Source organism: Oerskovia flava (assembly GCF_026163685.1).
Taxonomy (GTDB): Bacteria; Actinomycetota; Actinomycetes; order Actinomycetales; family Cellulomonadaceae; genus Oerskovia_A; species Oerskovia_A flava.
On record NZ_JAOXSR010000001.1, the window covers coordinates 384162 to 403197 of the forward strand.

Sequence of the window (19036 nt, forward strand, 5' to 3'; positions counted from 1 at the left end):
GCGACCGCTCAGCGCACGGGCGCTCGCAGGCCGCCGCGCGGCAGGAGCGCGAGACCTACGGCGACCGCGCTGACGATCGCCGCGACGCCGACCACGACGAGACCCGTCCGGACCCCCGTCGCCTGGGTCAGCGCACCGGCGAGCAGGCCGCCGACGGCGTGCCCACCCAGGAGCACCGGGGAGTAGATCGCGAGGACCCGCCCGCGCATGGTCGGCGGGGTGGAGAGCTGGACGTAGGTGGCAGCGCTCGTGATGAACAGCAGCGTGGCCACGCCGACGAGCACGAGCAGGATGCCGAACGTCGTCGTCGTGGGCATCACGGCCGCGACGATCTGCAGGGCGCCGAACAGCGCGGCGGCGACGACGACGAGACGTGCGTCGAGGGTCCTGACCCGGGCTCCCACGACCGCCCCGACCATCGCCCCGACGGCGCACAGTGAGGTGTAGAGGCCGAACCCGGCCGAGCCCGTGCCCCACACGTCGTCGGCGAAGGCCGCGAGGACGACAGGACCGTTGAGGCCGAAGACGCCGATGCACCCGGCGAGGAGCACGACCCACGGCAGCGTGGGGTGCGTGAGCAGGAACCGCACGCCCTCCCTGACCTGGCCGCGGGCTCGGGCGAGCACGTGCGGGGCGTGCAGGTCGCGCGGGCGGATCGCGGCGAGCAGCCCGAGCGCGGTGACGGCGAGCGCCACCGACACGAGGAACGTCCGTCCCTCGCCGATGCTCACCATGAGCAGGCCGCCGACGGCGGGCGAGACCATGGTCGCGACCTGACCGGCGACGTTGTTCGTGGAGACGGCGGCGCGCAGGCGGCCGTCGCCGACGAGCTCGCTCACGAGGACCTGGCGGGCGGGCTGGTCGAGGGCGCTGACCAGGCCGAGCAGCACCGCCACGACGTACACGTGCCACGTGGCGACCTGCCCGGACAGGACGAGCAGCGCGAGCCCGAGGCCGAGGCCCGCGGTGGCGGCGGTCGTACCCAGGACGATCCGACGCTTGTCATGGCGGTCCGCCACGAGCCCGAAGGCGGGTCCGACGACGAGCAGGGGGAGGTACTGCAGCGCCACGGCCAGGCCCACGGCGACAGGGCTGGCGGTGAGCTGGAGGACGAGCCAGCTCTGGACGATCCGTTGCATCCCGACCGACGAGACATGGACGGTCTGGGCGGCGAGGTAGATGCGGAACCCGCGGTTGCGGCCGAGGGGCGGCGGTTCGAGGGTGTGGTGCTGCGGCATCGCAGGAATCTCCGGGGGCTCGCTGTTGAATCGTTATGATCCGAGTCGCTTCCAGGGCTGGACATCTGGCCCCAGTCCAGTATTGTAACGTTTCATTCGGACGAGCCGGAGTGCCGCAGTGGTCACTCGAGCCGGTCGGCCGACCTGGATGACGACGAGCAAGGAGGCTCACATGAGGATCACGCGCAGTGCAGTCCTGGGCATCAGTGTCGCGACGACCGTCGCGCTCACCCTGGGGGCATGCTCCGGAGGCGGCAACGGCGAGACGACCGAACCGGGTGCCGGTGACGCGCTCGACACGGACCGCGACATCACCCTCACCCTGGCGTGGTGGGGCAACGACGACCGCGCCTCGAAGTACGAGGAGTCGGTGGACCTCTTCGAGGAGCAGAACCCCAACATCACGGTCCAGACCCAGTTCCAGGCGTGGGACGACTACTGGACGGCGCGCAACACCGAGGCCGCCGGGCAGGCGCTGCCCGACGTGATGCAGATGGACCTGTCCTACCTGCGTCAGTACGGTGCGACCAACCAGCTGGCCGACCTCAACGGGCAGATCGGGGTCAACCTCGACGTCGGCGGGTTCGACGAGGCGCTGCTGGCCTCCGGCAACCTCGAGGGTGGTCAGTTCGGCATCCCGACCAGCAGCAACACGCTCGCCCTGTTCTACAACGCGGATCTCCTGGACGAGCTCGGCATCGAGCCCCCGGCCGAGGGCTACACCTGGGACGAGTACGACGCCTGGCTCACCGAGGTCTCCGAGGCGGGCGCGGGGGAGGACCCCGTCGTCTTCGGTGGTCCCGACTACTCCGTGACGTTCTGGTTCTTCCTCCAGTGGCTCATCCAGCAGGGCGTCGAGCCGTTCACCGAGGACGGCCAGCTCGGCTTCGACGAGGCCGACCTGACGTCGTGGCTCGAGCGCACGCAGCCGCTGCGTGACGCCGGGGTCGTCTACCCGATCGAGCGGACCAAGCAGCTCGAGCCGCTGGGTGGCTTCACGGTCAACGAGGCCGCGTCCGAGTTCAGCTGGGACAACTTCCTCGCGGGCTACGTCGCCGACTCCGGCACCGACAACATCCAGATGCTGCCGATCCCGTCGGGTGACGACGGCACGACGAGCCTGTTCTTCAAGCCGTCGATGCTGCTGTCCTCCTCGGCGAGCTCGGAGGAGCCCGAGGCCGCTGCCGCGCTCATCGACTTCCTCGTCAACGACCCCGAGGTCGGCCGGATCTTCGGCACCTCGAAGGGCGTCCCGGCGGTCGCCGAGCAGCGCGACGCGATGGAGATCGAGCCCGGCTCGGTCGATGAGCGCGTCGTGGCCTACGAGGAGTCGGTGACCGACCAGGCGACCGAGGCCGCCCCGATCCCCGTCGAGGGCTTCGGTGCCATCGAGGCCGAGTTCAAGCGGCTCGGCGAGGAGCTGCTGTACGAGACGATCGACATCGAGGAGTTCGTCTCCCAGTGGTTCAACGGCGCTGCGTCCTCGATCCCGCAGTCCTGACACCCTCCGGTGCGGCGGCCTGGTGCGCCGCCGCACCGCGGGTCGCCGCACGAAGGCCCCGACCGAGCGATTCCGACTGAACGACGACGACTGATCGGACGAGAACCGTGACCCTCACACGCGATGACGCGCAACGCGGGACGCCGGCGCCTGCGCCTGGCACACGGACCCAGCAGAAGCGCTGGAGGTCCGCCGACGTCCGCGCCGGCTACGCCTTCCTGACGCCGTGGCTGCTGGGCTTCCTGCTGCTGACGGTGGGGCCCATGCTCGCCTCGTTGTACCTGGCCTTCACGGACTACAACCTGTTCCGGTCGCCGAGCTGGGTCGGGTTCGACAACTTCACGGCCCTGTTCTCCGACCCGCGGTACATCCAGTCGGTCAAGGTCACCGCGGTCTACGTCCTCGTCGGCACGCCGATCAAGCTGATCGCGGCGCTGGCGGTGGCGATGCTGCTGAACCTCAAGCACAGCGCACAGGGCGCCTACCGGTCGATCTTCTACGCACCGTCGCTGATCGGCGCGAGCGTGTCGATCGCGATCGTGTGGAAGGCGATGTTCATCGACGACGGCATGGTGGACAAGATCGGGCAGTTCTTCGGCGCACCCGCCGGCGGCTGGGTGGGCAACCCGGACATGACGATGCCGATGATGATCCTGCTCGCCGTGTGGCAGTTCGGTGCACCGATGGTGATCTTCCTCGCCGGCCTCAAGCAGGTCCCGGCCGAGCTGTACGAGGCGGCATCGGTCGACGGCGCGGGCGCGGTGCGCAAGTTCCTCAAGATCACGCTGCCGATGCTCTCGCCGGTGATCTTCTTCAACCTGCTGCTCGAGACGATCAACGCGTTCCAGGTGTTCAACTCGGCCTTCATCATCTCGGGCGGCACGGGTGGCCCGGCCGGATCGACCCTCTTCTACACGCTCTACCTGTACATCCGCGGGTTCACCGACTTCCAGATGGGCTACGCCTCGGCGATGGCCTGGGTGCTGGTCCTGGTGGTCGGGATCATCACCGCGGTCTTCTTCAAGACCTCGAAGTCCTGGGTCCACTACTCCGGAGAGACGCGATGAGCCAGACGAGCTACCCCAACCTGCCCGCGCAGGCCGCCGGCGGCGTCCTGCTCATGGAGGACACGGCCACGGGCCCCGAGGGCCCCGGCGGGCGCGTCGCCGGCTCGCGCAGCGCGGCCCAGCGCCGCCGGCGTGTGCGGGCGGTCGCGTTCCACGTCCTGATCCTGGCCATCACCGTGGTCATCCTCTACCCCGCGGTGTGGATGCTCATGTCCTCGTTCAAGCCGTCGAGCGACATCGTGGGATCTATCAACCTCATCCCGACGACGTTCACGCTCGACAACTTCGCGAAGGCCCTCGGCGGGATCGGCGGCGTCTCGTTCTGGACGTTCTTCATGAACTCCATGATCCTGGCCGTGGCGTCCGTGGTCGGGGTGGTGCTCTCGGCGACCGTCTCCGCCTACGCGTTCGCGCGGATCTCGTTCCCGGGGCGAGGGCTGTTCTTCTCCCTCATGATCGGCACGCTGCTGCTGCCGTTCCACGTCGTGATCATCCCGCAGTACATCATCTTCAACAATCTCGGCCTGGTGAACTCCTTCGTCCCGCTGCTCGCGGGCAAGTTCCTCGCCGCCGAGGCGTTCTTCGTGTTCCTCATGGTCCAGTTCATGCGCAACCTGCCGCGCGAGCTCGACGAGGCCGCCCGGATCGACGGGGCCGGGCACGTGCGCATCTTCCGGTCGATCATGCTGCCTCTGATGCGACCGGCGATCATCACCAGCTCGATCTTCGCGTTCATCTGGTCCTGGAACGACTTCCTCGGCCCGCTGCTGTACCTGAAGAAGCCCGACCTGTACTCCCTGCCGATCGCGCTGCGCCTGTACGTCGACCAGACCTCGGTGTCGGACTACGGCGCCCAGATGGCGATGGCGGTGCTCGCGCTCCTGCCGGTGCTGCTGTTCTTCATCGTGTTCCAGCGCTACATCGTCGACGGTGTCGCCACGCAGGGCCTCAAGGGCTGAGCCGGGAGCGCGCAGAATGGCAGCCATGGTGGACGACGACCGCACGGCCGGACCCGACGGGTCGCAGCGGCCCGAGCGCCGTACCCGCACCCCGCGTGAGCGGGGCTCGGGTCTCGCCCTCTTCGCCGAGGTGCTCCTCGTCGGAGCCCTCGTGCTGGTCGGCAGCCTGCTGGTGGTGACGGCACCGGCGGCGGTCGCGGCCGGCGTCGCACACCTGCGGCGGCACGTGGCCGGCCGGCCCGACGGCGTCGGGCAGGTCGCGCGAGACGCCGGCTCGGCCCTGCGGAACCTCTGGCCCGTGGGGCTCGGGCTCCTCGCCGCGGCGGTCCTGCTCGAGCTCAACCTCCAGCTCGCCGCGTCGGGTCTGCTGCCCGGCGCCGCCCTCGTGCGTGCCGTGTCGCTGGTCGCGCTGCTCGGGCTCGTCGTGATCGCCCTGCGGGCGGCCGCAGCCTGGTCCTGGCCCGACGGCGTCGGACGGGCGCGACCGGCCGTCGAGCTCGCGCGTGACGGGCTGCGTCGCACGCGCGAGGACCCGACCGGATCCTTCTTGCTGGCGGTCGCGGTCGGAGTGTGCGGGCTCTTCGTCTGGATGCTGGTCCCACTGGTGATCGTGGTGCCCGGCCTGCTCTGCCTCGCCGTCGTCGGCGTCGAGGCCCGCCGCGGCGGACGACCGCCGACGGTGTGAGACGTGCGTCGGGGGCCGGCGTGACCAGCCCCTGACCGCACCGGTGACCGGGTGCCGTACCCGGTCGCGCCGGCACGGGGGAGACCCCTCCGTACGGCACTTTGAAACGTTGCAATCACAGCATCGACGCTGTGGTGCGACCGAGCGAAGGGAAGACGATGAAGCCTTTCTCGCACGCACGGACCCTCGGGGCGGTGGCCACGGCCGCCTGCCTCGGACTGGTCGGGACGGCCGCCGCGGCAGCCCCGTCGGTCACGACCCCGTCCACGGCCGACCCCGGCGGGGGCGTCCAGATGGAACGGCTCGACCGCGGGCTCGTGGCCGCGACCACGAGCGAGGGCGTGTTCCTCAGCTGGCGGCTGCTCGGCGACGAGGTGACCGGGCACTCCGCGACCGGGATGACCGGCCCCGGGTTCCACGTGTACCGGGACGACGAGCTCGTCGCGACCGTCACCGACAGCACGAACTACCTGGACACCGCGGGTGACGGCTCGTCGTCCTACCGCGTCGCGCCCGTCACCGGCGCGGCGGGCACGAGCGACGCCGTCGAGCCCTGGGAGGGCGACTACACGGAGCTGCCGCTGGAGAAGCCGGCCGACGGCGTCACCCCCGTGGGCGAGGCGTACACGTACTCCGCGAACGACATCGCCGTCGGTGACGTCGACGGCGACGGGCAGTACGAGTACGTCGTCAAGTGGGACCCGTCCAACTCCAAGGACGTCTCGCAGGTCGGCTACACCGGGCCGGTCTACCTCGACACCTACAAGGCCGACGGCACGCTGCTGCACCGCATCGACCTCGGGGTCAACGTCCGTGCCGGCGCGCACTACGCGCAGGTCATGGTCTACGACTTCGACGCCGACGGCCGCGCGGAGATCATGGTCAAGACAGCGCCGGGCACCACGACGCTGCGGTACGAGGACGGCGAGGTCGTCTCCGACGAGCCGATCACGATCCCGCAGGACGACCTCGTCGCCGGGTACGGCCACGACGACGACTACCGGATGAGCGCGGACGACTACTACGAGCACCTCGTGGAGATGTTCGTCGGCTGGTCCGAGCACCCGGAGGTCGTGGCGGAGAACTGGCCCGCCACGCTCGAGGAGGCGTTCGGGATCGAGCCCGAGCACGACTACCCCCTCTCGGACGCCGCGGCCCGCGAGCTGGCCGACTTCTTCATCGACGAGTACGCGCCCGCCCGCAGCGCGCGCAACCAGCTGCGGGGCTTCGAGGGGTTCATCGTCGACGGGCCCGAGTACCTCACGGTCTTCGAGGGTGCCACGGGCGCCGAGCTCGAGACCGTCCACTACGAGCCGGGGCGCCACGACGACGGCCTGATGTGGGGCGACTACGCGATGGCCCGCATCGAGCCGGGCAACCGCGTCGACCGCTTCCTGGCGACCGTCGCGTACCTCGACGGCGAGCGTCCCTCGGCGGTGTTCGCCCGCGGGTACTACACGCGCAGCGCGCTCGTCGCCTACAGCTGGGACGGTGAGGAGCTCACCACCGACTGGACGGTCGACAGCGGATGGGCACCGATGAACAACCCGTTCAACGACTCGCCCCACGGGGTCGAGGGCGCGGACCCGGAGTTCGGGACCCTCACCACGCAGGGGTTCCACTCGCTGAGCACCGCGGACGTCGACGGTGACGGCAACCAGGAGATCGTCTACGGCTCGGCCACGATCGACCACGACGGCAGCCTGCTCTACAGCTCCTACGACGTCATGCCCGAGGGGAGCGCGCAGCCGGGCGAGCTGGCCAAGCTCGGTCACGGCGACGCCATGCACGTGACCGATATCGACCCGGACCGTCCGGGCCTCGAGATCTTCACCGTGCACGAGGGCGGGACCTGGGCGCCGTACGGCTGGGCCCTGCGCGACGCCGCGACCGGTGAGATCCTCGACGGCCGCTACTCGGGGCGCGACACGGGTCGGGGCATGGTCGGCGACGTCGACCCGACCACCCGGGGCATGGAGATCTGGGCGAGCATGCCCGGCGGGTCCGACGGCTCGGGCCTGCTCAGCGCCACGGGCGAGCTGCTGGACACCGCGACCCCGGGCACGAACTTCAGCGTGCGCTGGGCGGCGGACATGACCACGCAGATCGTCAACGGGTCCGGTAACCAGACGCCGACGATCGACGACCGGACGCGCGGCACGCTGCGCACGCTCGACGGGACGCTGACGAACAACGGCACCAAGGGCACGCCCGGCCTCGTCGCCGACGTCCTCGGCGACTGGCGCGAGGAGGTGCTCGTGCGCACGGCGGACAGCTCCGCGATCCGCATCTACCTCAGCACCGAGGTCACCGACCGTGCGATGTACACGCTCATGCACGACCCCCAGTACCGGGCGGAGGTCGCGCGGCAGAACACGTCCTACAACCAGCCGTCGTACCCGGGCTTCTACCTCGCCTCGGACACCGACTTCTCGACGGTGCCCGTGCCGGAGCTCGCCCTGCCGGACCCGGGCGTGGCGCTGTCCGACGTGAGCGCGGAGGCGCGCTGCGTCGGGTCCAAGGTCCACCTGGCGGTCCGGGCGGCGAACGCCGAGGACGAGGCGGTCTCGATCGAGATCCGCACGCCCTACGGGGACAAGACCTACCGCCACGTCCCGGCGGGCAAGAGCGCCTTCCAGTCGTTCAACACCCGCGCCGCGTCGGTCGAGGCCGGTGAGGTCGAGATCGTGGCCACCGTCGGCGACCGCGAGCAGGTGCGGACGGTCGGCTTCGCGGCGGCCGCCTGTGGCTGACCCGGCCGGATGCTGACCTGACCCGTTGCCCACCCGTGGGGTCGTGCGCCGGACCGGTGTGCGACCCCGCGGTGGTTGAGTCCGGTCGCCACCTGTGGTTGTATCGATTCAAGACCTGCGTCCCGGGAGAGCCCCCGGGTCGCTCCGGCACGTCGACGAGGAACCCGCCGCCATGACGTCTGGTAGTCCGACATCTCCCGCACCCGCACCTGTCCCTGTGCTCGCGCCCGACCGCCCGGCGTCGCCACGACGTCGGTATGCCGTCGTCGGGACCGGGCACCGCGCGGGGCTCTACGTCTCCGCGCTCACGGGGGCGCACGCCGACCAGGGCGAGATCGTCGCGTGGGTGGAGCCCAACGCCGTGCGCGCCCGCTACCACGACGAGCAGGTCACCCGAGAGACCGGGGCGGGGCCGCGCCCGGTCTACGGCCCCGACGACCTCGAGCGCGCGATCGCCGAGCAGCGGGTGGACCGCGTGATCGTCACGACGCCCGACCACGCGCACGCCGACCTCGTCTCCCGCGCCCTGCGCGCCGGCGCCGACGTCGTCGTCGAGAAGCCGATCGCCACCGACGAGGCCGAGGCCCGCCGCATCGTCGACGCGGTCGCCGAGACGGGGCGCGACCTCACGATGACCTTCAACTACCGGTACGCGCCGCGCAACGCGGCCCTGCGCGAGGTCGTCGCCTCGGGCGAGATCGGGGACGTCCTCGCGATCCACTTCGACTGGGCCCTGGACACCGTGCACGGCGCCGACTACTTCCGGCGCTGGCACCGCGACAAGCGCCGCTCCGGCGGGCTGCTCGTCCACAAGTCCAGCCACCACTTCGACCTCGTCTCCTGGTGGATCGACGACGCGCCGCGGCGCGTCGTCGCGAGCGGCGGACGCCGCTTCTACGGGCACGACGGCGCGCACGTGCGGGAGGCGTCCACCCGGCCGGGGACCGGCGTCGGGCAGGAGGACACGGCGGAGGCGCGGCTGCGCGCCGAGGGGATCGATCCCTGGCGCCTCGACCTGGCGGGTGACGAGAGGCTCGCCGCGCTGTACGGGCCCGAGGCGCGCGCCGAGGACGGGTACGTGCGCGACGCCGACGTCTTCGACGAGGGCATCGGGCTCGAGGACACCCTCGCGGTGCTCGTGGAGTACGAGCGCGGCGCGGTCCTCACCTACTCGCTCGTCGCCCACGCCCCCTACGAGGGCTACCGGGTCGTCGTCACGGGCACGCGCGGGCGGGCCGAGCTCGAGGTGGTCGAGCGCGGCTCGGTGGCGTTCGGCGACGACGGCGTCGCGGTCCTCGACCCCACCGCGACCCCGGGTGCGTGGGACGGTGACACGGTGCGGCCCTACGGCGAACGCCTCGTCGTGCAGAAGCACTGGGAGCGCGCCGTCGACCGGCCCATCCCCGAGGGCGTCGGGGGGCACGGTGGCGGCGACGTCTTCCTCCTCGCCGACGTCTTCGACGGTCCGGCCGCGCACGACCCGCTCGGCCGCGCCGCCGGCTACCGCGACGGGATCCGGGCGTCAGCCGTCGGGTACGCCGCGAACCGGTCCCTCACGACCGGCCTGCCCGTCACCGTCGCGGACCTCGACCTCGGGGTCGAGCTGCGCCGTGCCCACCACGACCCGCACCCCGCCACCACCGAGGAGACCCCCGCATGAGAGCGACCATCGTCGGAGCCGGCGCGATCGCGCACGCCCACGCGAGCGCGCTGGCCGAGCTCGCCGAGCACGACGGCGCACCGGCCGTCGAGACGACTCACGTCGTCGACCTCGACCTCGACCGGGCTCGCGCGTTCGCCGACCAGCACGGCATCGCCGGTGTCGCGACCGACGTCGAGGCGCTGCTCGCCGCGGGCGACGTCGACGTGCTGCACATCTGCACGCCGCCGTCGGCCCACTTCGCGACCGCCGCCGCGGCGTTGCGCGCGGGTGTGCACGTCGTGCTCGAGAAGCCGCCCGTGCTGTCCCTCGCCCAGCTCGACGAGCTCGTCGCGCTCGAGGCGGCCTCCTCCGCGCAGCTCACGGTGATCGTCCAGCACCGGTTCGGCCACGGCGCCGTGCAGCTGCGCTCGCTCCTCGCGGACGGCGCCCTCGGGCGCCCCCTCGTCGCGGTGTGCAACACGCTGTGGTTCCGTGACGCCGAGTACTTCGCCGCGCCCTGGCGCGGGCGCTGGGACACCGAGGGCGGCGGGCCGACCATGGGCCACGGCATCCACCAGTTCGACCTGCTGCTGTCGATCCTCGGCCCCTGGACCGACGTCACCGCCGTCGCCGCCCGCCAGGCGCGGGACACCGACACCGAGGACGTCTCGATGGCTCTCGTGCGGTTCGAGTCCGGGGCGATGGCGAGCATCGTCAACTCCGTCGTCTCCCCGAGCCAGGTCTCCGAGATCCGGATCGACACCGAGGCCGCGACCGTCGCGCTCACGCACCTCTACGGTTACACCGACGAGGACTGGACGTTCACCCCCGCGCCCGGCCGCGAGGAGGCTGCGGCCCTCTGGCGGCCGGACCCGACCGCCCTGCCGAGCGGGCACCTCGCCCAGCTCCTGCCGACCTATCGCGCGCTCGCCCAGGGGGCGCCGCTGCCGGTCACCTCCGCCGACGCGCGCCGCACGCTCGAGCTCGCCGCGGCGATCTACCGGTCGGCCTTCACCGGTCGCCCCGTCGCCGCCGGCGAGATCGGCGCCGACGACGCGTTCGCCCGCTCGATGGACGGCACCGGCGCTCCGTGGGGGCCCGCCTGGGCGCCCGTCTCGGCGGGGGTGCCCGGATGACCGCCGGCGCCGCGGGTCTCGCGCTCACGGACGACGGCGCGGCGCTGCACGTGCAGCGCGAGTCGTCGGACCTGCTGAGCTACGTCTACCGCCCGACCGAGGCCCAGCTCGAGAGCCCCCGGCCCTACTTCCACCCCCTGCGCACCCTCGGCGGCGACACCGTCAGCCTCTACCGGCCGCACGACCACGTGTGGCACAAGGGCATCGTGTGGTCGCTGCCGAACGTCGGACCGTACAACTTCTGGGGCGGGCCCACCTATGTCCGCGACGACGGATACGTGCAGCTCGACAACGACGGCTCGATGGACCACGTCGCGTTCCGCCACGTCGGGGAACAGGCCGGAGGTGTCGGGTTCGTCGAGGAGCTGGCGTGGCGCACACCGCCCGGGCCTGGCGTGACCGGGAACGGCGTGACGGGTGCAGACGTGACGGGTGGCGACGTCGTCGTGCGCGAGGCACGCGAGTGCGTCGTGAGCCTGGTCGAGGGGACCGGCTGGGTCCTGACCTTCCGCAGCACCGTCACGAACGTCTCCGCCGGCGACCTGCCGCTGGGCAGCCCCACGACCAACGGACGCGACAACGCCGGCTACGGCGGGCTGTTCTGGCGTGGGCCGCGGTCCTTCACGGGCGGCACCATCCTCGCGCCGGGCTACTCCGGCGGCGAGGACGTCCGCGGCCAGCGCCACCCCTGGATGGGGTTCACCGGTCAGCACGACGGCAGCGCGACCTGGTCCACCCTCGTCATGATCGACCCGGGGACCAACCCCGGCGGCACCCCGCAGTGGTTCGTGCGCAACGAGCACTTCGCCTGCCTGTGCCCGGCGCCGTTCTTCGGCGAGGAGATCGAGTTCGCCCCGGGGCAGACGCTGACGTTCGAGTACGCGGTCGTCGTCGTCGACGGGCACGGGACGCCCGAGCTCGGCGAGGACCTCGCCGAGCACGGCCGCCGGGCGCTCGCGGCGCGCGTGGTGCGCGCGTGAGCAGTGCCGGTACGCGCGCGCCCGACGCGCCCGTCTTTCCCGGCGGGACGTCGGTCAGCCACCTGCGCGTGTATGACTGGCCGACCGACGACGCCCCGGGCGGGAGCGGCACACCGCACCTGCACACCGCCTCCGCCGAGGGCTACGTGGTCCTGGCGGGGCGGGGCAGCGTCGAGACGCTGGGCCCGGAGGGCTTCGCGGTGCACGGCCTCGAACCCGGCCGGGTCGTGTGGTTCACGCCGGGCGTGATCCACCGGCTGGTCAACGACGGCGGGCTCGAGCTCGTCGTCGTCATGTCCAACGCCGGGCTGCCCGAGGCCGGGGACGCCGTGCTCACGTTCCCCGTCGACGTCGTGCGCGACGCCGACCGGTACGCCGCGGCGGCCGCCCTCCCGAGCCCTGAGGGTGCGGACGACGCGGGGCTCGCTGCGGCCGCCCACGCGCGCCGAGACCTCGCGCTCGCGGGCTACGCGAGGCTGCGCGCCGCCGTCGAGCAGTCCGGGCCGGGCGCGCTCGCGCCGCTGTACGACGCCGCGGCGCGACTCGTGGCGCCACGCGTCGCCGGGTGGCGGCGGACGTGGGAGTCGTCGGTCGTCCGCGCCACGCACGAGACGGACGCCGTGCTCGCCGCGCTCGCGGTCGGCGACGGCTCCGCGTTGACGGCCGGGCGCGTCGCCGCACGCGCGGCCGACCCCGGTCCGCGGAGCTACGGCATGTGCGGGCGTCTCGCGACCTTCCCCATCGCGCCGACCGGCTGAGACGCGACCGAGGTCAGTGCGCCTCGCGCACCACCCGGACGGTGCCGGCGGGCACGACGAGCGTCCCGTCGACGTCCCCGCCCGCCAGCAGCTCGACCCCGGACGTCGCGACCTTGGCGTCGTCGGCGGTGTGGTTGATCGCGAACAGCCAGGCCGTGCGGCCGTCGGCCGACCAGCGGCGCACGGTCTCCACGCCGTCGGCCGCCGCCTCGGCCGGGAGCACCTGCGCCGCCCCGGCGACCGTGCGCGCGAGCGCCGCGGTCCCCGCTCCGTCGAGCCGGGTGGCGACGTACCAGGCGGACCCGCCGGCCGTCGTCGGGCGCCGCGTGACGGCGGGCAGCCCGGCGAGCTGGCCGTCGTCGTACGACGCCACGACCTCGGTGCCGGGGGAGACGTGCGTCTTCTCGGTCCACAGGTCGGCGCTCGACGCGTCGAGCGGGCCGCCGCTCACGCGCACGGTCTCGTCGACCTGCAGGGTGTAGAACTCCTCGGTGCGGACCCCGAGCAGCTCGCGGAACGCGCCGGGGTAGCCGCCGAGCCGCACGTGGTCGTGCTCGTCGACGATCCCGGAGAAGTACGTGACGACGACGGTGGCGCCCGCGTCCGCGGCGGCGGCGAGGTTCGCGGCGTCGGCGTCCGTGACGAGGTAGAGCGTGGGGGCGATCACGAGCCGGTACCCGGAGAGGTCCGCGCCGGGGCGTACGACGTCGACCGTCACGCCCGCGTCCCACAGGGCTCGGTACCAGGCGAGCACCTCGTCGGGGTAGCGCAGCGCCTGCGTCGGGTGGGAGTCGAGCTCGGCGCCCCACCAGGCGGGGTAGTCGAAGCAGATCGCGGCGCGGGCCTCGACCCGGGACCCGCGCACCTCGGCGAGCGCCTCGAGCGCGCGCCCGAGCTCGACCGTCCGGCGCCACACGTCGGTGTCCTGGCCGGCGTGCGGGACCATCGCCGAGTGGTACTTCTCGGCGCCTGCGGCCGACTGGCGCCACTGGAAGAACATCACGGCGTCCGCGCCCCGGGCGACGTGCGCGAGGGAGTTGCGCAGCATCTCGCCGGGGGTCTTGGTGTGGTTGCGGGGCTGCCAGTTCACGGCGGACGTGGAGTGCTCCATGAGGATCCACGGGTCACCGCCCGCGACGCCGCGGGTCATGTCGGCGCTGAAGGCGAGCTCGACGTGCCGGTCTGGGTTCTCCGCCGCCGTGTAGTGGTCGTTCGCGACGACGTCGAGCTCGGGTGCCCAGGAGAAGTAGTCCATGCCCTTGGTCGCCGACGACACCATGAGGTTGGTCGTCGTCGGCACGTGCGGCGTCAGCTCGCGCAGCAGGTCACGCAGGTCGCGGTAGTAGTCGAGGAGGGAGTCCGACGAGAACCGGTCGAAGTCGAGCTGCTGCGTCGGGTTGGCGTACGTCGGGGCGACGAGCGGCGGCAGGACGTCGTCGAAGGACCCGTAGCGCTGCGACCAGAACGCGGTGCCCCACGCGGCGTTGAGCGCGTCGAGGGTGCCGTACCGGGCGCGGAGCCAGTCGCGGAACGCCCCGGCGGCGGTGTCCGAGTAGTCGCGCGGCACGTGGCAGCCGATCTCGTTGTCGACGTGCCACAGGGCGAGCGCGGGGTGCTCGCCGTAGCGCTCGGCCATCCGCGCGGCCATCCGCAGGGCGTACTCGCGGTGCACGGGGTGGGTCACGGAGTACGCCTGGCGTCCGCCCTGGTGCAGCACGGTCTCGTCGGCGAGGCGCGGCAGGATCTCGGGGTGCTTGCGGGTGAGCCACGGCGGCGGGGAGGCGGTCGCGGTCGCGAGGGCGACCTGGATACCGGCGTCGTGCAGGCGGTCCATGGTCTCGTCGAGCCAGGCCCAGTCGAGCTCACCCTCCCGGGGCTCGATGGTCGCCCAGCCGAAGATCGCAACGCTGACGAAGTTCACCCCGGCCTTGCGCATCAGCTCGACGTCCTCGAGCCGGGTCGCCTGCGGCCACTGCTCGGGGTTGTAGTCGCCGCCGTACGCGAGCCCGGGCAGGCGGGCGCTCCAGGGGCGGACGGCGGTCGGGTCGAAGGCCTCGGGGGTGGTGCGACGTCGCATGCCACAAGTCTGCCATGAAACGATACAAGCGAGGCGCAGGGCCGCGTACGCTACCGCTCGACCACCGGGCCGGCGCCCGGTCTCCGGCCCCGCGGCGTCGACGCCGCCCCGCACACGAAGGAGCTCTCGTGGCCCAGTTCGACCTGCCCCTCGACCAGCTCGTCACCTACCGGCCCGACCGCACCGAACCGGCCGACCTCGACGGCTTCTGGCGCCGCACCCTCGACGAGCAGGACGCCGCGCACCCCCTGCGGGTCACACGCGAGACCGTCGACACCGGCCTCACCGAGATCGTCACCGAGGACGTCACGTTCACCGGGTTCGGCGGCCAGCCGATCAAGGCCTGGTTCCACCGCCCCGCACGGAGTGCGCCCGACGGGAGGGCGCTGGGCGCCGTCGTCACCTACATCGGCTACGGCGGCGGGCGTGGCCTGTCGATCGAGCACACCCTGCTCGCTCAGGCGGGGTACGCCGTCCTCGTCATGGACAACCGCGGCCAGGGCAGCGCGCACCAGGTCGGGCACACCGGCGACGCGCACGACGGCGGCCCGCACGCCGCCGGGTTCCTCACCCAGGGCGTGGAGTCGCCCGAGGCGTACTACTACCGGCGGCTGTTCCTCGACGCCGCGCGCGCCGTCGAGGTGGCCCGTGCGCACCCGGCGGTGGACTCGGGCCGGGTCATGGTCTCCGGCGGGTCGCAGGGCGGTGCGATCGCGCTCGCCGCCGCCGCGCTGTCCGGCCTGCGCGGGGTCGCGCTGCGCGGGGCGATCGTCGACGTGCCGTTCCTCGCGCACGTGCGCCGCTGCGCCGAGATCACCGACGCGCACCCGTACGCCGAGCTCGTCGGGTACCTGCACGCGCACCGCGAGCTCGTCGAGCAGACCTTCGCGACCCTCGCGTACTTCGACGGCATGAACCTCGCCCCACGGGTGGGCGTGCCCGCGCTGTTCTCCGTCGGGCTGCGCGACGAGATCTGCCCGCCGTCCGCGGTGTACGCGGCCTTCAACCACTACGCGGGACCCAAGGAGATGAGGGTCTACGCCTACAACGGGCATGAGAACGGCGGCCCGTACCAGCACGCCGAGCACGTCCGCTTCGCCCGCCAGGTCCTCGCCTGACCACGACCCCGACGGCTCCCCGCCGCCGACCACCACCCTGCCGCCTCCCCGCCGAACACGACCCTCCTCGCCGCCGAACACGACTCTGCTGACGTTATGGCGACCTGAACGGCAGCAAGGTCGTGTTCGGCGGAGGGGGAGGGGGCGCGGGGGCGGGGGGAGGGGGTTGGGGTTAGGGGGTGGTGCTGGAGGCGCGGACTACGAGCTCGGGCTGGAAGAGGACCTGCTCGGCGGGGGCGCCCGCGGCGGCGGCGAGGAGGAGGTCGGCGGCGCGGAAGCCGAGGGCGTGGGTGGGCTGGCGCACCGACGTCAGGGGGGTGCCGAGCTCGGCGGCGAAGGTGACGTCGTCGTACCCGACGACGGCCACGTCGTCGGGCACCCGGACGCCCTCGTGGCGCAGCGTGCGCAGGGCGCCGAGCGCCGTGAGGTCGTTGACGCAGAAGATCGCCGACGGGTGGTCCGCGGAGGCGAGGAGCTCGCGCGTCCCGGCCTCGCCGCCGTCGGCGTTGAGCGAGGGCACCGTGATCTCGACGAGCGCCTCCGCCGGGTCGAGCCCGGCCGCCTCGAGGGCGCGCACGACGCCCGTGTGCCGCTCGACGCACTGACGGATCGCGTGCGGGCCGTTGAGGAACGCGATCCGGGTGTGGCCCTGCTCGAGGAGGTGGCGGGCGGCGAGCTCACCGCCGGACACGTCGTCGACCGCGACCGAGGAGAGGTCGTCGAGCGGGGACGAGCGGTCGAGCAGGACGACGTTCACGCCCCGCGCGCGCAGCGCGAGCAGGTGGTCGATCCGCTCGTCGGACGGCACGACCATGACTCCCTGGACGCCGTGCTCCTCGAAGAGGCGCAGGTAGCGCTGCTCGCGCTCGGGGTCCTCCTCGGAGTTCGCGAGCATGAGGGTGTAGTCGTCCTGGGTGAGGCGGTCCTCGATGCCGCGCGCGACGTCGGTGAAGAACGGGTTGGCGATGTCGAGGACGATCGCGCCGACCGTGGTGATGGTGCCGGCCCGCAGCTGGCGAGCAGACCCGTTCGGGACGAACGAGAGCTCGGCGATGGCGGCGACGACGCGCTCGCGGGTGGTGGGGGAGACCCGGTCCGGACGGTTGAGGACGTTGGAGACCGTGCCCACGGACACCTCGGCCAGTCGTGCGACGTCGTTGATGGACGCGCGGCGCCGCTGGACGGGTGTGCTCATCTGGTGCTCCTCCTGTGGCGTGCGCGTCGGTGCGCACGGGCGGCTCGGCCATCGCGTACCGGGTCGGCGACCGACCCATCGTGACGTACGACGGTGCTAGGTTTCCATTATGAACCGATTCACCGACGAAGAGGTCCCCGAGGCGCGCTCCGAGACGTCCGAGCACGTGTGCTTCGTCTCGCGCGTGCGCCCCGAGCGGCTCGCGGAGTACCGCGCGGCGCACGCGGCGGTGTGGCCCGAGATGCTCGAGGCGCTGCGGGACACGGGCTGGCGCGACTACCGGCTGTTCCTCGGCGAGGACGGGCTGCTGGTCGGCGTCCTGGTCACCGACGACTACGAGCGGGCGCAGCGTGCGATGGCCGCCACCGAGGTCAACGCGCGCTGGCAGGCGGCGATGGGTGACTTCTTCGCGGCGTCGGAGGGTCGTCCGGACGAGGGCTTCGTCCTGCTCGACGAGGTCTTCCACCTGGAGGGCCAGCTCGAGCGCGCGGGCCTGCCCACGCGCTGACCCGCCGAGCGCGCCGTAGGCACCCGCCAAGGGGTCCCGCGCGGGTGATCACCGCATGTTCGACGGGCGGGGAGGGCATGTTCGGTCCCGTTCGGTCGTCTTGACCTCGCCTGTCGAGCACCGTACGCTCAGGCGCAATGAATCGATTCATTGCGAGGTGACCGGGCCGTCCGGCCAGGGCCACGCGACGTCGCGCAACGCTGCGCGCACCAGGAGGGAAGCATGATGTCCGACTCACCGGCGCAGTCCCGGCTCGAGGCCGCGCAGGCCGCGCTCCGGCAGCAGACCATCGAGCTGCCCTCCTGGGCGTTCGGCAACTCGGGGACACGGTTCAAGGTGTTCGCCCAGGACGGTGTGCCCCGCGACCCGTACGAGAAGATCGCCGACGCGTCGCAGGTCCACGCCGTCACGGGCATCGCCCCGCGGGTCTCGCTGCACATCCCGTGGGACCTCGTCGAGGACTACACCGACCTGGCGCGCCACGCGGCCGACCACGGCGTGAGCATCGGGATGATCAACTCGAACCTCTTCCAGGACGACGACTACCGCCTGGGGTCGCTCACGCACCCGGACCCGGTCGTGCGCAAGAAGGCCGTCGACCACCACCTGCAGTGCATCGAGGTCATGGCGGCCACCGGGTCCACCGAGCTCAAGCTGTGGCTGCCGGACGGCATCAACTACCCCGGGCAGGACTCGATCCGCGCCCGCCAGGACCGGCTCGCCGACTCGCTCGCCGACATCTACGCGGCGCTGACCGCCGCGGACCCGCGCAACACGCTCGTGCTGGAGTACAAGTTCTTCGAGCCCGCGTTCTACGCGACCGACATCCCGGACTGGGGGACGTCGTTGCTGCACTGCCTCGCCCTCGGCGAGCGGGCCAAGGTCGTCCTCGACACCGGCCACCACGCCCCGGGCACGAACATCGAGTTCATCGTCGCCCAGCTGCTGCGCCAGGGACGGCTCGGCGCGTTCGACTTCAACTCGCGCTTCTACGCCGACGACGACCTCATGGCGGGCGCGGCCGACCCGTTCCAGCTGTTCCGGATCATGCACGAGATCGTCACGGTGGGTGCGTTGGACGCGAGCAGCGGCGTGAACTTCATGCTCGACCAGTGCCACAACATCGAGGCGAAGATCCCGGGCCAGATCCGTTCCGTGATGAACGTCCAGGAGGCGACCGCCAAGGCGCTCCTCGTCGACATGCCCGCGCTCGAGGCCGCGCAGCACTCCGGTGACGTGCTCGGCGCGAACGGGGTGCTCATGGACGCCTACAACACCGACGTGCGGCCGCTGCTGGCCGACCTGCGGGTCGAGCAGGGTCTCGACCCGGACCCGATGGCCGCCTTCGCGGCGTCGGGGTACACCGAGAAGATCGTGGCCGAGCGCGTCGGTGGCGTGCAGGCCGGATGGGGAGCCTGA

15 protein-coding genes are annotated in these 19036 nt (G+C 72.2%); 12 read left to right on the plus strand and 3 right to left on the minus strand.

Features of this window, described 5'->3' with window-relative positions:
* Window positions 1-8: 8 nt before the first annotated feature.
* Complete coding sequence (locus tag OHL10_RS01740; RefSeq protein ID WP_265520419.1) at window positions 9-1238, minus strand: MFS transporter; 1230 nt, start codon at window positions 1236-1238, stop codon at window positions 9-11.
* A 172-nt stretch (window positions 1239-1410) separates the two neighbouring features.
* Here OHL10_RS01740 and OHL10_RS01745 point away from each other — a divergent pair, with 172 nt between their 5' ends.
* From OHL10_RS01745 to OHL10_RS01785, 9 genes are all read left to right on the plus strand, one after another.
* Entirely contained in the window at window positions 1411-2739 is a 1329-nt protein-coding gene (locus OHL10_RS01745; protein WP_265520420.1) for an ABC transporter substrate-binding protein, read from the plus strand.
* Between the two features lie 107 nt (window positions 2740-2846).
* On the plus strand, window positions 2847-3806 hold the full coding sequence (locus OHL10_RS01750) for a carbohydrate ABC transporter permease (protein ID WP_425498907.1): 960 nt from the start codon (window positions 2847-2849) through the stop codon (window positions 3804-3806).
* Between the two features lie 53 nt (window positions 3807-3859).
* Window positions 3860-4765 carry a carbohydrate ABC transporter permease gene (locus OHL10_RS01755; protein WP_425498947.1) on the plus strand — a complete coding sequence of 302 codons (906 nt, stop codon included), beginning with the start codon at window positions 3860-3862 and terminating at the stop codon, window positions 4763-4765.
* A 25-nt stretch (window positions 4766-4790) separates the two neighbouring features.
* Window positions 4791-5450 carry a hypothetical protein gene (locus OHL10_RS01760; RefSeq protein ID WP_265520422.1) on the plus strand — a complete coding sequence of 220 codons (660 nt, stop codon included), beginning with the start codon at window positions 4791-4793 and terminating at the stop codon, window positions 5448-5450.
* A gap of 158 nt (window positions 5451-5608) precedes the next feature.
* The gene (locus OHL10_RS01765; protein ID WP_265520423.1) at window positions 5609-8203 is read left to right on the plus strand and encodes a rhamnogalacturonan lyase; all 2595 of its coding nucleotides are present in this window, start codon (window positions 5609-5611) and stop codon (window positions 8201-8203) included.
* A 172-nt stretch (window positions 8204-8375) separates the two neighbouring features.
* Entirely contained in the window at window positions 8376-9863 is a 1488-nt protein-coding gene (locus OHL10_RS01770; protein ID WP_265520424.1) for a Gfo/Idh/MocA family protein, read from the plus strand.
* Window positions 9860-10981: a Gfo/Idh/MocA family protein gene (locus tag OHL10_RS01775; RefSeq protein ID WP_265520425.1), complete on the plus strand. Its 1122-nt coding sequence runs from the start codon at window positions 9860-9862 to the stop codon at window positions 10979-10981. Before OHL10_RS01770 ends, OHL10_RS01775 begins: the two co-directional genes overlap by 4 nt.
* A complete protein-coding gene (locus OHL10_RS01780) occupies window positions 10978-11961 on the plus strand; it encodes a DUF6807 domain-containing protein (protein WP_265520426.1) in 984 nt (327 codons plus the stop codon). Before OHL10_RS01775 ends, OHL10_RS01780 begins: the two co-directional genes overlap by 4 nt.
* Complete coding sequence (locus OHL10_RS01785; protein ID WP_265520427.1) at window positions 11958-12719, plus strand: cupin domain-containing protein; 762 nt, start codon at window positions 11958-11960, stop codon at window positions 12717-12719. The genes OHL10_RS01780 and OHL10_RS01785 overlap by 4 nt, the downstream gene beginning before the upstream one ends.
* A 13-nt stretch (window positions 12720-12732) precedes the next feature.
* On the opposite strand, the gene OHL10_RS01790 is transcribed toward OHL10_RS01785, so the two are convergent.
* On the minus strand, window positions 12733-14796 hold the full coding sequence (locus OHL10_RS01790) for a beta-galactosidase (RefSeq protein ID WP_265520428.1): 2064 nt from the start codon (window positions 14794-14796) through the stop codon (window positions 12733-12735).
* 128 nt (window positions 14797-14924) lie between these two features.
* Between OHL10_RS01790 and OHL10_RS01795 the strand changes: the two genes are divergently transcribed.
* The gene (locus tag OHL10_RS01795) at window positions 14925-15914 is read left to right on the plus strand and encodes an acetylxylan esterase (protein ID WP_265520429.1); all 990 of its coding nucleotides are present in this window, start codon (window positions 14925-14927) and stop codon (window positions 15912-15914) included.
* 172 nt (window positions 15915-16086) lie between these two features.
* Here the strand turns inward: OHL10_RS01795 and OHL10_RS01800 are convergent, their stop codons facing one another.
* Window positions 16087-17109 carry a LacI family DNA-binding transcriptional regulator gene (locus OHL10_RS01800; RefSeq protein WP_265520430.1) on the minus strand — a complete coding sequence of 341 codons (1023 nt, stop codon included), beginning with the start codon at window positions 17107-17109 and terminating at the stop codon, window positions 16087-16089.
* A 109-nt stretch (window positions 17110-17218) separates the two neighbouring features.
* Here OHL10_RS01800 and OHL10_RS01805 point away from each other — a divergent pair, with 109 nt between their 5' ends.
* Entirely contained in the window at window positions 17219-17617 is a 399-nt protein-coding gene (locus OHL10_RS01805; RefSeq protein ID WP_265520431.1) for an L-rhamnose mutarotase, read from the plus strand.
* A 222-nt stretch (window positions 17618-17839) separates the two neighbouring features.
* Window positions 17840-19036, plus strand: coding sequence for an L-rhamnose isomerase (gene rhaI / locus OHL10_RS01810; RefSeq protein ID WP_265520432.1), 1197 nt, complete (start codon window positions 17840-17842; stop codon window positions 19034-19036).